This is a genomic window from Nonomuraea sp. NPDC003214 (assembly GCF_053590035.1).
This window is the reverse complement of the sequence record NZ_JBSFSX010000002.1, coordinates 793276-805324: the sequence shown is the minus strand read 5'-3', so window position 1 is coordinate 805324 and position 12049 is coordinate 793276. Positions and strand designations below refer to the sequence as shown.

Here is a 12049-nt window from a genome sequence, read left to right as displayed (position 1 = left end):
GAGTCAGGGTCAGGGGCGCAGGCCGTCGAGGACGAGCGCCAGGTAGCGGCGCCAGGGCTGCGTGCCGCCGGTCGACGGCAGGTCCATGACGGAGTCGATCATCGTCACGATGGGCGCGATGTCGTCCACCGTGAGGTCGGCGCGGATCGTGCCCTGCTCCCGGGCGCGGGCGATGAGCAGGCCGCAGGACTCCGCGATGCCCTCGCGGGCGCGGGCGATCTGCTCGCTGTCGCCGGCGCCCTGCCGCATCAGCTCACGCAGCCCCCGGTCGGTCGCGGCCAGCTCCAGCGCGTGTTCGAGGAACGCGGTGAGCGCCCGGCCGGCGTCCTGGCCGGTCAGGGCGTCGCGCGCCGTGGCGCGGAGCTCGTCGAGCTTGCCCGCGTAGACGGCCTCGGCCAGGACCTCCTTGTTGGGGAAGCGCCGGTAGACGGTGCCGACGCCGAGCCCCGCGTGGTGGGCGACATCGTTGAGCGTGGCCTGCAGCCCGCGCGCGGCGAACACCTCCCGTGCCGCCGCCAGCGTGCGCCGCCGGTTGTGCTCGGCGTCGCGGCGCAGTGGCGGTGTCTCTTCGCTCATGGCATCCCGTCCGTCGACTAACTGGATACATCATATCCGCTTCGTGTTAGGCTGCCGAACATAAGCGGATATGTCGTATCCACTTCCGAGCGGAAGCAGGTGAAGCATGCAGACCGTGGTCATCACCGGAGGCACCGACGGGCTCGGCAAGGGGCTGGCCCTCCACTACCTCCGGCAGGGCGCCCACGTGATCGCCGTCGGCAGCACCCCGGAGAAGGGCCGGGCCCTGCTCGCCGAGGCCGCGGCCCTGCCGGCCGGGCGGGCCGCCTTCGTCCGTGCCGACCTGACCTCGGTGGCCGCCACCCGGGACCTGGTGAGCCGGCTGGCCGGCGAGCACCCGGTGGTGGACAAGCTCGTCCTCTGCGCCCAGCGCTACCGGCTCTTCGGCGGCCGGGCGGTCACCCCGGAGGGCTTCGAGCACAGCTTCGCGCTCGCCTACCTCAGCCGTCACGTGCTGAGCCACGGCCTGTACGACGCGCTGCGGGCCGCCCCGCGTCCGGTGATCATGAACGTGGGCACGCCCGGGGTGCCGCTGGGCCGGATCCACTGGGACGACCTGCAGCTCGCGCGCCGCTACAGCGGGGCCAGGGCGACCCTGCAGTCCTTCCGGGCCAACGACCTGCTCGGGGTCGCGTTCGGCGTCCGTCATGCCGGGGGTGGCGTCCCGTACGTCGGCTACAACCCCGGCGTGGTCTCCACCGGCATGCCCGCGAGCCTGCCGCAGCCGCTGCGGGCGGTGGCGAAGGCGTTCTTCGCACTGTTCGCCACCTCGGTGCCGAAGGCGATCGCGCCCATGACGGCGCTGCTGGACGACCCTCCGGGCGAGCCCTTCACCGCGCACTGGCAGAGGCGCCGGCTGCCGCTGGACGGCCGCGCCTTCGACCGGCAGGACGCGCTGCGCCTGCACGACCTCACCCGCGACCTGATCCCGGCCTGACGCCGCCCTGCCAAGGAGGACACCGATGGCACCGAACGACCTGACGGGGAAGACCGCGCTGATCACCGGCAGCACCGGCGGGATCGGCCTGGAGACGGCACGCGGCCTGGCCGCACGGGGGGCGTCCGTCATCCTGGCCGGGCTCGACGAGGGCCGCGCCCGGCGGGCCGAGCGCGAGGTGCGCGCCGGGGCCGGGCACGACCGGGTGACCGCGCTCACCGCCGACGTCACGACCCTCGGCGGGATGGTCCGGCTCGCGGCCGGGGTCGCCGAGCGCTGCGACTCACTGGACGTGCTGGTCAACAACGTCGGCGTGAACACGCCGCGCCGGGAGCTGACCGCCGACGGCGTGGAGAAGATGTTCGCCGCGCACGTCCTGGCCCCCTTCACCCTCACCCACCTGCTGCTGCCCCGGCTGCGGCGGGCCGGCCGGGCCCGGGTCGTCAACCTGACGGGCGGCATCCCCGGCGGCCCCGTCGACCACGGCAACCTCCAGGGCGAGCGCCGGCTCCTCGGGTGGACGTTCAGCCACTACAACCACACCAAGACGATGACGATGGCGCTGACGGCCCGGCTCGCCCGGGAGCTGGACGGGACGGGGGTGACGGCCAACGTGGTCTATCCGGGGCACGGCTACACGCCGATGAACCGGTCGACGCCGATCGCCGCCTTCCCGGTGCTCTACCGGCCGATCGCGCCGCTGGTGCTGAAGGTGATCGCGCCGCTGTTCCTGTCGGACCTGACCCGCTCGGCCCGCTCCAGCGTCCACGCCGCGGCGAGCCGGGAGGTCGAGGGCGTCACCGGCGCGTACTTCGACGACCGGTGCCGCCGCAAGCCGCTGCCGTCGAGCGCGCTCGACGAGCGCAACCAGCGCGCGGTGTGGGACCTGTGCGTCCGGCTGAGCGCGGACGCGCTCGCCCAGCCCTGACCGGTCCCGGCCCCCCTCCGCCGTCACGGGCGGGGCGGCTGCTCGGCCTCCAGGCTGTCGAGAACCTTGGCGGCCAGGGCGGCGAACCGGTCGAGCTCCTCCGGCGTGAGACGGTCGACGAACAGGCGGCGGACCTCCTCGGCGTGCCCCGGCGCGGCCTTCCGGAGCGCGGCGAGCCCGTCCTCGGTGAGCACGGCCTCGATGCCGCGCGAGCCGCACGGCTCCCGGACGACCAGGCCGCGCCCGCTCATCCGGGTGAGCTGGTGGTGCATGCGGCTCTTCTCCCAGCCGGCCACGCGAGCGAGCTCGTAGGAGCGCATGCGCCTGCCGGGCGCCTCCGAGAGCAGCGCGAGCACGGTGTAGTCGGCGTTGGACAGGCCGCCGACGGCCTGGAGCTGCTGCTCGATGCGGGCCCGCAGCAGCTCCACCATCCGGAACGAGGTCCGCCACGCGCGGAGTTCGCGTTCGGTCAATCCCAGCTGCGCCATGACGTCCACCCTACCAGTGAGTTGACATGTCCACTCGATGACGTACGCTCCGGTTGATACATCAACTCACTGTTGGAGCAGCCTTATGACGAGCCGGAAGAACCACGCCGGGCGGCGCGCCTTCCTGAAGACCTCGGCCGCGGTGGCGGGCACGGGCCTGCTGGCCGCGTCCCCTGCCTCCGCCGCCGAGCCGCCGCCGCCGAAGGACAGCGGCCGCCGGGGGCGCCGCTATGTCGTCCGGGGCGGGGCCGTGATGTCGATGGACCGGGCGGTGGGCGACTTCGAGACCGCCGACGTCCTGGTCGAAGGCGAGAGGATCGCCGCGGTCGCGCCCCGTGTCGACGCGCCCGGCGCGGACGTGATCGACGCGCGCGGGCGCATCGTCATGCCGGGGTTCGTCGACACGCACCACCATCTGTTCGAGACGGCCGAGCGCGCGTTCCTGGCCAACGGCCTGCTGCTGGACGACGGCTCGGGCTCGCCGAGCGCCCGGCCCAACTACGGCGAGCACATCCTGCAGGGGTTCGCGCGGGTCTACCGGCCGCAGGACGTGTACGTCAACGCGCTGTTCGGCGGGCTCTCGCAGCTCGACGCGGGGGTCACCACGGTCCTCGACGTCTCGCAGATCCACCACTCCCCCGAGCACTCCGACGCGGCGGTCCAGGCGCTGATCGACACCGGGCGGCGGGCCGCGTTCGGCTACTTCGAGGGCGACGGCCGCCCCGGCGCCCGCTACCCGGAGGACGCCCGCCGCATCCGGGAGCGCTGGTTCCCCTCCGACGACCAGCTCGTGACCCTGGTCATGGGCGGCGAGCTGCACCTCGGCCGGGAGACGTACACCCGGTCCTGGGCGATCGCCCGCGAGCTCGGCGTGCGGATCGCCGCTCATTCGGTGGGCTCGTGGGGGATGCGGCCGGTCTTCGACGAGCTCGCCGCGGGCACCGCCGGGGTGCGGGTCGGGCCGGACAACCTCTTCATCCACATGACCGGCATGTCCGACCGGACGTGGAAGACGTTCCGGGACGCGGGCGCGCAGGTCTCGCTCGCCTTCCCGATCGAGATGGTGATGCGGCACGGCACCCCGCCGATCCTCAAGATGCAGGAGCTCGGCATGGAGCCCTCGCTGAGCTCCGACGTCGAGACGACGATGGCCGCCGACCCGTTCACGCTCATGCGCTCGGCCATAATCATGCAGCGGATGGTCGTCAACCAGCTCGTCCTGGACCAGGGCGACCTCGTCCCGCCCGGCAACTGGCCGACCCCGGCCGAGGGCACGCCGGAGCTGCTCACGGTCCGCGACGTGCTGCGTTACGCCACCGTCAACGGCGCGGCGCACCTCGGGCTCGGCGCGCGCACGGGCACGCTCACTCCCGGCAAGCAGGCCGACCTCGTGCTGCTCGACGCCACCGCGCTCAACGTCGCCCCGCTCAACAGCGTGCCCGGCGCGGTCGTGTCGCTGATGGACCGCACCAACGTGGAGACCGTGATCGTCGCCGGCCGGGTCCGCAAGTGGCGGGGGCGGCTGCTCGGCGCGGACCTGGGCCGGCTGCGCCGCGAACTCGAAGCGTCACGCGACCACCTCTTCCGGGCGGCCGGCGTACCGCAGGACCTGTTCGCATACAGCTGAGCCCGGCACGGGCGGCCCGGAAGGCGGCGGTCGGACACCAGGTGATCGAGACCGATGTCAGGGCAGGGGAGCTCGCGGAGCCGGAAGGCCGCTCCCCTGTCGACATATGATCCTTTCGTTTGGTATTTGGCCCGATTGTCGGAAGGCGCCCATGTCCCACCCCCTCAGCCGGCGGGCCGCCCTGCTGGGCGCCGCGGCCGTGGCCGGAGTCGCCCTCTGGGACGAACCGGCCAGTGGGGCAGCCCGGCGGGCCGCGTTCGACGCCGCTCGTGAGCGGTGGGTGAGCCTGCTGGCCGGCGGGCGGTTCGACGCCGACTACGCCGCCGAGACGCGGGCCGTCGAGGGCTCGGCCAACGCGGTGCTGCGCAAGCTGAAGCCGTCGGGCGGCCGCCGCCCCAGCCTCTGGCCCGACCTGCCGCTGGACGACCCCCGCACGGGCAACTTCAACCGCGCCTACAACCGCATGCGCACGCTGGCGCTGGGCTGGGCCACGCCGGGCACCGCCATGCACCGCGACGAGCGGGTCGCCGAGACCGCGGTCAGGGCGCTGGACTTCCTGTACGAGCACGCCTACCACGAGGGGCTCGACCGGCGGGGCAGCAACTGGTTCTGGTGGGAGATCGGCGTGCCGCGCTCGCTGACCGACACCTGCGCCCTGCTGTACGACGGCCTGCCCGGCGACCGGCTGAGGCGCTGGCTGCGGCCGGTGCGGCGGTGGTGCCCCGACCCGGAGCGGCGCGTCAGCCATCCCGGCGTCGTCGAGACCGGCGCCAACCGGGCGGGCAAGGCGATGGCGGTGGCGATGCGCGGCCTGCTCACCCATGACGCGCGCCTGGTCAGGCGGGCCAAGGACGCGGTCTCCGACCTGCTGCGGACGACCCGGGGCCCGGGTGACGGCTTCTACCGTGACGGGTCGTTCATCCAGCACGACGTGTACCCGTACAACGGCAGCTACGGCGTGGACTACCTGGAGAGCGTGGCCAAGCTGATCGCCATGCTGGCCCGCTCCCCTTGGGAGATCCCCGACATCGGGAACGTCTACGACATCGTGGACCGCTCCTTCCTGCCGTTCGTCGTCGACGGGCTGATGATGGACTGCGTGCGCGGCCGGGCGATCTCGCGGCAGGGCCACCGCGACTACCACGCGGGCCAGAAGACCGTCGAGGCCGTCCTCACCCTGCTGGAGGCGGCCCCCGAACGCCACGCCCGGCGCTGGAAGCCGCTGGTGAAGGGCTGGCTGACGCGCAACCGGGCGATCCCGTACGAGTCGCTCGCGCCGCTGGCGAGCATCGCCAAGGCCCGCGCCCTGCTGGAGGACCCGTCGGTGCCGGTCGGCCCGCGCCTGACGGGCACGTACGTGTTCGCCGACATGGACCGGGTCGTGCACCACCGCCCCACCTGGGCGTTCGCGATCGCGATGAGCTCGGAGCGGATCGGCGCGGCCGAGGCCATGAACCGGGAGAACCTGCGCGGCTGGTACACCGGCGACGGCATGACGTACCTCTACACCGACGACCTCACGCACTGGAACGACGAGCTGTGGCCGACGATCGACCCGTACCGGCTGCCGGGCACGACGGTCGACAGGCGCAGGCGCGGCGAGCTGCGGCACGGCGAGCGCCGCCTGCCGCCCACGCCGTGGGCGGGCGGGGTGGCGCTCGACGGCGAGTACGGCGCCGCGGCGATGAAGCTGGTCGCCAAGGGCTCCTCGCTGCGGGCCAAGAAGGCGTGGTTCCTGCTGGACGACGCGGTCGTCGCGCTCGGCACGGGCATCGCCGCCTCCGACGGCCGCCGCGTCGAGACCGTCGTGGAGAACCGCAACACCCACGACCGCCATCCGCCGCTGACCCGGGGCGACGGCTGGGTGCACCTGGCCGGTGTGGCCGGCTACGCGCTGCTCGACGACGCGAAGCCGAAGGTGGTCCGGGAGAAGCGCACCGGCCGCTGGCGCGACATCGACCGGGGCGCCACCACGGGCGGCGACGGCACCCCGGTCACCCGGCACTACACGACGATCGTGATCGACCACGGCGAGGACCCGGACAAGGCGCGGTACGCCTACGCCGTGCTGCCCGGCGCACGCGTCACGCAGACCGCGGCCTACCGGGGCCGGGTGGAGGTCCTGGCCAACTCCGGGCCGGTGCAGGCGATCGCCCGCGACGACCTGCTCGCCGCCGTCTTCTGGCGGGCGGCGACGGTCGAGACCCCGTACGGGCCGCTGAAGGCCGACGGTCCGTGCGCGCTGGTGCTCCGCCGCGACCACGACCGGCTGCGGCTCGCGGTCTCGGACCCGTCGCGGACCGCCGACGAGGTGCGGATCACGCTGCCGTGGGAGGTGCGTTCGGTCGCGGCGGCCGACCGGGGCGTGCGCAGGGCCGGGAAGTCGGTCAAGGTGGAGCTGCGCGGCGCCCGGGGCCACACCCGTACGGCGGCGCTGCGGCTGCGCGTCGCCGGGCAGCACTTTCCCGCCTGACAAGTCCTGACAGATCACATATAACCAGGACGTACGCGGCGGCCCCTGTGCCATCCTTGATCGACAGTCGCGTCCCGGCCGGGAGCCACCATGACCACCGTGTCCCTGATCGTGCCCTGCTACAACGCCGCCAAGACCCTGCGCCTGTGCCTGGAGGCCGTGCTCGCGCAGACCCGGCTGCCCGACGAGATCGTCGTCGTCGACGACGCCAGCACCGACGGCTCGGCCGAGCTGGCCGAGGAGCTCGGCTGCCGGGTCGTGCGGATGCCCGTCAACCGTGGCGTGTCGGCCGCCCGCAACACCGGCGCCGACGCCACCACCGGCGACGTGATCTTCTACCTGGACTCCGACGTGGCGCTGCGGCCCGACGCCGTCGCCAACGCGCTGGCGATCCTCGACGGCGACCCGGACGTGGGCTGCGTGCACGGCGTGTACGACACCGAGCCGCTCATCGACGACGGCCCCGCCGAGTGGTACCGCATCCTGCACGCCGTCCACTGGCGGCGCCGCCACCTGGGCGAGGTCAACAGCGTCGTGTTCGCGCTGGCCGCCATCCGCCGCGACGTCCTGCTGGGCGCCGGCCGCTTCGACGAGAGCCTGCGCGACTGCGAGGACGTCGAGTACAGCAGCCGCCTGGCCGTCCGCAGCCGGATCGTGCTCACCGACACCGTGGTCGGCCGGCACGACGACGGCAGCGACCTGCTGCCGATCCTCGGCGAGCAGTGGCGGCGCGCGCTGCCGCTGATCCCGCTCGCGCTGGCCACCAACCGGCGCGGCGCCGCCAAGCCCGAGCACGCCAACCGGCCCACCGGCATTCTGGCCTGCGCGCTCGCGCTGGCGTGCCTGCCGCTCGGCCTGCTGTCGCCCGCGCTGCTCGCCGTGCCCGCCGCGCTGGTGGCCGGGTTCGTGCTGGCCGACGTGGAGCTGGTCCGGTTCGTGCACGGCAGGCGCGGCCCGGCGTTCACCGCGTACTTCATGGGCGTGCACCTGGCCGTGCACGTGGTGCTCGTGACCGGGCTGGCCGTCGGGTCGCTGCGGGTGCTGCCGGGGCTCAGGAAGAGGTACGCGTGAGCCGCCCGAGCGCGGCCTCGTAGCACGCCACGGTCTCGCGGGCGGCCCGCTCCCAGCTCAGGCCCTCGCTCACCAGCCGCCTGCCGCGCTCGGCCAGCTCCCCGGCGAGCCGCGCGTCGGTCATGACCTCCAGCACGCCGCGCGCGATGTCGGCCGGATCACCGGCGCGGACGAACCGGCACGCCGGCCGGTCCGGGTCGCCGAGGAAGATCCGCGAGAACCCGTCGCCCAGCACCACCGGCCTGCCCAGCGCCATCGCCTCGGTCGCCACCAGCCCAAACGGCTCGAACAGCGACGGGAACACGCACGCGTCGGCCATCGCGTAGAACTCCAGCAGCTCCCGCCCGCCGACGAACCGGCCCGGGGCCAGCACGGTCAGCCCCGACGCGGCGGCGATCCGCTCGACGCCCGCCACGTCCCCCTCGCCGACCAGCACCAGCCGTACGCCCGGCAGCCCGGCGGCGATCTCCGGCAGCGCCTCCAGGAGCTGGTAGACGCCCTTCTGCCGTTCGATCCTGCCGACGAACAGCAGCACCGGATCGCCCGCCGCGATCCCCAGCCGCACCCGCAGGCCCGCCGCCGCCTCGTCCAGGCCGGCCCGGTCGAAGCCCGGATCGGCGACCAGGTGCTCGAACGTGCCGCCCAGCGGCACCACGTCGATCGGCGTGCGGTCCCACCCGGCCGCCACGAGCTGATCGCGCACCTCCGGCGTGGCCACCACCACCCGGCGGGAGATCCGCGCCAGCCACCGCTCCAGCGCCGCGAACAGGCCCAGCGGGTCCGGGATGCTGCGCTGCTCGGCGACCCCGTACTCGGTCGTGTGGACGTGCAGCACGACCGGCAGCCGCAGCGCGTAGTGGCACAGCAGCGCCGCCAGGAAGTTCGTCGAGTCGTGCACCGCGACCAGGTCGGGGCGCGCCGACCGGCGCAGCCGCAGGAAGTAGCGCCAGTTGCTCGCCACCACGGTCAGCGCCAGCAGCAGGAACTCCACGCCCTTGGTGCGGTTGAGCCGCCTGCGCCGGCCGATCGCGCCGAGGAGGCGGCCCAGCGGCCGGTGCACGGTGATGCCCGGCAGCCGCTCCTCGGCCGTCTGGCTGCCGTCGTTCAGCGTGAAGACGGCCAGCCGGTGCCCGCGCGCCAGGTACGGGGTGATCAGCTCGGCGTAGCGGCCCAGCCCGGCGGTGATGTTGGGCGGGAACTGGTTGACGATGTAGGCGATCCTCATCGTTCGGCCTCCGGGCGACGGTAGAGCCGCGCGGCCACGACGCCGACGACGGCCACGAGGATGACATTGGACAGCGCGAACGCCAGCAGCCCGCCGGTCAGCCCCCACCAGGCGATGCACGCCACCTGGACGGCCAGCGCCGCCGGCGACCCGGCCAGCAGGCAGCCGACGAGCACCCGGGCGCCGCGCACCCCGTCCATCTGCAGGGCGACGGCGTAGAGGTTGAACACCATGTGGGCGCCGATCCCGGCCGCCGACAGCGCCATGAGGCCGACGGCGTACGGGTACCCGTCGCCCATCAGCAGGAAGAACACCGTGCTCGCCGCGAACGCGAACACCGCCGTGGCGGCGCCGACCAGCGGGGCGATCCGGGCGATGCGCCGCATGACGGCGGGTTTGTCGCTGGTGGCGAGCGCGGGCAGCAGCACCAGGCCGATCCCGTCGGTGAACACCACGCCGAGCAGCCGCTTGGGGAAGCCGTTGTAGACGGAGTACACGCCGACGTCGGCCGGGGCCGACCAGTGGTTGAGGAAGATCACGTCCACGCCGAACAGCACCGAGGTGAGCGCGGCGATGGCCGTCACGTACGCGCCGTGCCGGTAGAGCGCCCTGGCCAGCGGCGCCGACCAGGCCCGCGGCCGCACCCCGGCGGCGGCCACGGCGACGGCGGCCAGGAGCAGGTTGGTGGCGATCAGCGCCACCAGGTACGGCTCGGCGTCGCGCACGCCGAGCACGAGCAGGCAGAAGCCGGCCGCCGCCAGGTAGGCGAGCGCCACGCCGAGCTTGAGCCAGGCCACGAACGCGTAGCGGGCCAGCCCGCGCAGCAGGCTCTCGGTGAGCTGGTTGAGCGTCATCGACAGCGCCAGCGCCAGCGCGAACCCGAGCGTGCGGACGTCGACCCCGAGCAGGCCCGTCAGCAGCGGCGCGGCCAGCAGGCCCGCCGCCGCCAGCGCGACGCTCAGCGCCAGCGTGGCCAGCACCGCGGTGGCGACCAGCGCGGGCCGGTCGGCCGGGTCGGCGCGCGGCAGCTCCTGCAGCATGACGTAGTGCAAGCTGGTGAGCATGGCGACGGTGACGATCAGCGCGATCGTCAGCACGACGGTGAAGTGGCCGAACGCGGCGGCCCCGGCGCCCCGGGCGATGACGAGCGTGGTGGCGGCGGCGGTGCCGCTGGCCACCGTGCTCACCAGCGTGGGGCCCGCCGCCCACCGGTGCCGGTCGAGCAGTCCGGCCAGGCGGGCGCGCGGCGCGGTCAGGTCGCCCACCGCGCGTGGGCCCGGCGGGCGAACTCCAGGTCGGCGGGCGTGTTGATGCCCCGCGCCTCGTCCGGGTCGGCCACCGGCACCACCCGCACCGGCCAGTCCAGATCCTGGGCCAGGTGCGGCAGGAACGGCAGGAAGTTCACCTCGCCGGTCGCCGCGCCGCGCCCGGCCCCCGCCGCGTAGCGGGCCCACGCCTCCTCCAGCCCGGCGGTGGCCAGGCAGAACACGCCGATGTCGCTGAGCCCGCCCGGACGGCACCGGTCGCCCTCACGTGACATCAGCACCCGGGTCAGCCCGGCGGGCCCGAACTCGTACTCCACGTACGGGTCGGCCATCGCCACCAGCGGGAGCGTCACCCCCGGCCCGGTGTGGGCGGCGGCCACGGCGCGGACGGTGACGGGCGACAGGTTCGCCTGGTCGCCCCAGACGACGAGGATCGCGTCGTGGCCGCGCCAGTGCGGGGCCGCGCCGAAGATCGCGTCGCCCATCCCGGTCGGCTCGCGCTGCACGCTCACCGACACCGCGCCGGTGGCGAGCTCGGCGGCGGCCAGCTCCCGGAACGGCCCCACCCCGTCCGGGGAGAGCACGACGTGGACGTGCCCCACGGACGGCCGCAGCCGCCGGTGGAGCAGGTGCCAGACGGTGACGCCGTCCGCGACCTCGATCATGATCTTGGGGATGGCCTGGCCCAGCCTGGTCCCCCGGCCGGCCGCCGGGATCACCGCGCAGATCCGGTCACTCACCGGCACTCACCTCTCGTTCGACGGCCTCTTCTACGGTCTGTTGCACGACGGTCACGAGCTCGCGCAGATCGCGTACGGCCACCGCTCCCGGGGCCGGCGCGGCCGTGTGGACGTGCAGCGTGACCAGCCCCGCGCCGGTCGCGGACGCCACCCCGTGCGCCGAGTCCTCCACCGCCACCGCCTCGGCCGCCTCGACGCCCCACAGGCGGCAGGCGTGGGCGTAGAACTCCGGGTCGGGCTTGGCCGAGGCGACGTCGTCGGCGGTGAGCACGCCGGCGAAGTGGCGGCCCAGCCCGCTCGCCGCGAGGACGCGCTCGACGGAGCCCCGGCTGCCGCTGGTCACCAGGTAGGCGGCCAGGCCCGCGCGGGCGAGCGCGCCGAGGAGCCGGTGCGCGCCGGGGAAGACCGCGACCCGGCCCGCCGCCACCTGCTCGCGGTAGCGGAGCTGCTTGCGCCGGGCCAGCTCGGCGGCCACCTCCGGGTCGGCGACCAGCCGGGCGGCCACCTCGGCGGTGCTCGCCCCGGCGTGCGCGGCGTAGCGGAAGGAGGCCAGCGCGGCGGGCGCGAGCTCGGCGATCGCCTGCCGGAACGCGGCCTCGTGGGCCGGGCCGGAGTCCACCAGCGTCCCGTCGAGGTCGCACAGCCAGACCCGCCGTCCGGTGACGGCGGCCCGCACGGCGGTGTTCATCGGGTTCATCGGGTTCATCGGGCTCATCGGG

General features: G+C 74.2%; 11 protein-coding genes. 5 read left to right on the top strand and 6 right to left on the bottom strand.

Annotated features, from left to right (window positions below):
• Positions 1-9: 9 nt before the first annotated feature.
• The gene (locus ACWDXC_RS08775) at positions 10-576 is read right to left on the bottom strand and encodes a TetR/AcrR family transcriptional regulator (protein WP_357585884.1); all 567 of its coding nucleotides are present in this window, start codon (positions 574-576) and stop codon (positions 10-12) included.
• Between the two features lie 106 nt (positions 577-682).
• On the opposite strand from ACWDXC_RS08775, the gene ACWDXC_RS08770 reads away from it, so the two are divergent.
• A complete protein-coding gene (locus tag ACWDXC_RS08770; RefSeq protein WP_449979667.1) occupies positions 683-1513 on the top strand; it encodes an SDR family NAD(P)-dependent oxidoreductase in 831 nt (276 codons plus the stop codon).
• Positions 1514-1538: 25 nt separating this feature from the next.
• Positions 1539-2441: an SDR family NAD(P)-dependent oxidoreductase gene (locus tag ACWDXC_RS08765; protein WP_449979665.1), complete on the top strand. Its 903-nt coding sequence runs from the start codon at positions 1539-1541 to the stop codon at positions 2439-2441.
• Positions 2442-2464: 23 nt separating this feature from the next.
• Here the strand turns inward: ACWDXC_RS08765 and ACWDXC_RS08760 are convergent, their stop codons facing one another.
• Positions 2465-2929 (bottom strand): MarR family winged helix-turn-helix transcriptional regulator, encoded by a 465-nt coding sequence (locus ACWDXC_RS08760; protein ID WP_449979663.1) that lies wholly within the window; start codon positions 2927-2929, stop codon positions 2465-2467.
• Between the two features lie 85 nt (positions 2930-3014).
• Here ACWDXC_RS08760 and ACWDXC_RS08755 point away from each other — a divergent pair, with 85 nt between their 5' ends.
• From ACWDXC_RS08755 to ACWDXC_RS08745, 3 genes are all read left to right on the top strand, one after another.
• The gene (locus tag ACWDXC_RS08755) at positions 3015-4556 is read left to right on the top strand and encodes an amidohydrolase family protein (RefSeq protein WP_449979660.1); all 1542 of its coding nucleotides are present in this window, start codon (positions 3015-3017) and stop codon (positions 4554-4556) included.
• Between the two features lie 151 nt (positions 4557-4707).
• Positions 4708-7029 carry a polysaccharide lyase 8 family protein gene (locus tag ACWDXC_RS08750; RefSeq protein ID WP_449979658.1) on the top strand — a complete coding sequence of 774 codons (2322 nt, stop codon included), beginning with the start codon at positions 4708-4710 and terminating at the stop codon, positions 7027-7029.
• 90 nt (positions 7030-7119) lie between these two features.
• The gene (locus ACWDXC_RS08745) at positions 7120-8100 is read left to right on the top strand and encodes a glycosyltransferase family 2 protein (protein WP_449979656.1); all 981 of its coding nucleotides are present in this window, start codon (positions 7120-7122) and stop codon (positions 8098-8100) included.
• On the opposite strand, the gene ACWDXC_RS08740 is transcribed toward ACWDXC_RS08745, so the two are convergent.
• Genes ACWDXC_RS08740 through ACWDXC_RS08725 form a run of 4 tightly spaced genes read right to left on the bottom strand, consistent with a single transcriptional unit; the run spans position 8081 to position 12045 of the window.
• Positions 8081-9325, bottom strand: coding sequence for a glycosyltransferase family 4 protein (locus ACWDXC_RS08740; protein WP_449979653.1), 1245 nt, complete (start codon positions 9323-9325; stop codon positions 8081-8083). The genes ACWDXC_RS08745 and ACWDXC_RS08740 overlap by 20 nt on opposite strands.
• Positions 9322-10590, bottom strand: coding sequence for a hypothetical protein (locus ACWDXC_RS08735; RefSeq protein ID WP_449979651.1), 1269 nt, complete (start codon positions 10588-10590; stop codon positions 9322-9324). The genes ACWDXC_RS08740 and ACWDXC_RS08735 overlap by 4 nt, the downstream gene beginning before the upstream one ends.
• The gene (locus ACWDXC_RS08730; protein WP_449979649.1) at positions 10578-11330 is read right to left on the bottom strand and encodes an NTP transferase domain-containing protein; all 753 of its coding nucleotides are present in this window, start codon (positions 11328-11330) and stop codon (positions 10578-10580) included. Before ACWDXC_RS08730 ends, ACWDXC_RS08735 begins: the two co-directional genes overlap by 13 nt.
• Positions 11323-12045: an HAD family hydrolase gene (locus ACWDXC_RS08725; protein WP_449979646.1), complete on the bottom strand. Its 723-nt coding sequence runs from the start codon at positions 12043-12045 to the stop codon at positions 11323-11325. The genes ACWDXC_RS08730 and ACWDXC_RS08725 overlap by 8 nt, the downstream gene beginning before the upstream one ends.
• Positions 12046-12049: the final 4 nt, after the last annotated feature.

Excerpts from the sequence above, each read along its gene's own strand:
- ACWDXC_RS08775 (WP_357585884.1), bottom strand. The coding sequence starts at position 576 with ATGAGCGAAGAGACACCGCCACTGCGCCGCGACGCCGAGCACAACCGG.
- ACWDXC_RS08770 (WP_449979667.1), top strand. The coding sequence starts at position 683 with ATGCAGACCGTGGTCATCACCGGAGGCACCGACGGGCTCGGCAAGGGG.
- ACWDXC_RS08765 (WP_449979665.1), top strand. The coding sequence starts at position 1,539 with ATGGCACCGAACGACCTGACGGGGAAGACCGCGCTGATCACCGGCAGC.
- ACWDXC_RS08760 (WP_449979663.1), bottom strand. The coding sequence starts at position 2,929 with ATGGCGCAGCTGGGATTGACCGAACGCGAACTCCGCGCGTGGCGGACC.
- ACWDXC_RS08755 (WP_449979660.1), top strand. The coding sequence starts at position 3,015 with ATGACGAGCCGGAAGAACCACGCCGGGCGGCGCGCCTTCCTGAAGACC.
- ACWDXC_RS08750 (WP_449979658.1), top strand. The coding sequence starts at position 4,708 with ATGTCCCACCCCCTCAGCCGGCGGGCCGCCCTGCTGGGCGCCGCGGCC.
- ACWDXC_RS08745 (WP_449979656.1), top strand. The coding sequence starts at position 7,120 with ATGACCACCGTGTCCCTGATCGTGCCCTGCTACAACGCCGCCAAGACC.
- ACWDXC_RS08740 (WP_449979653.1), bottom strand. The coding sequence starts at position 9,325 with ATGAGGATCGCCTACATCGTCAACCAGTTCCCGCCCAACATCACCGCC.
- ACWDXC_RS08725 (WP_449979646.1), bottom strand. The coding sequence starts at position 12,045 with ATGAGCCCGATGAACCCGATGAACCCGATGAACACCGCCGTGCGGGCC.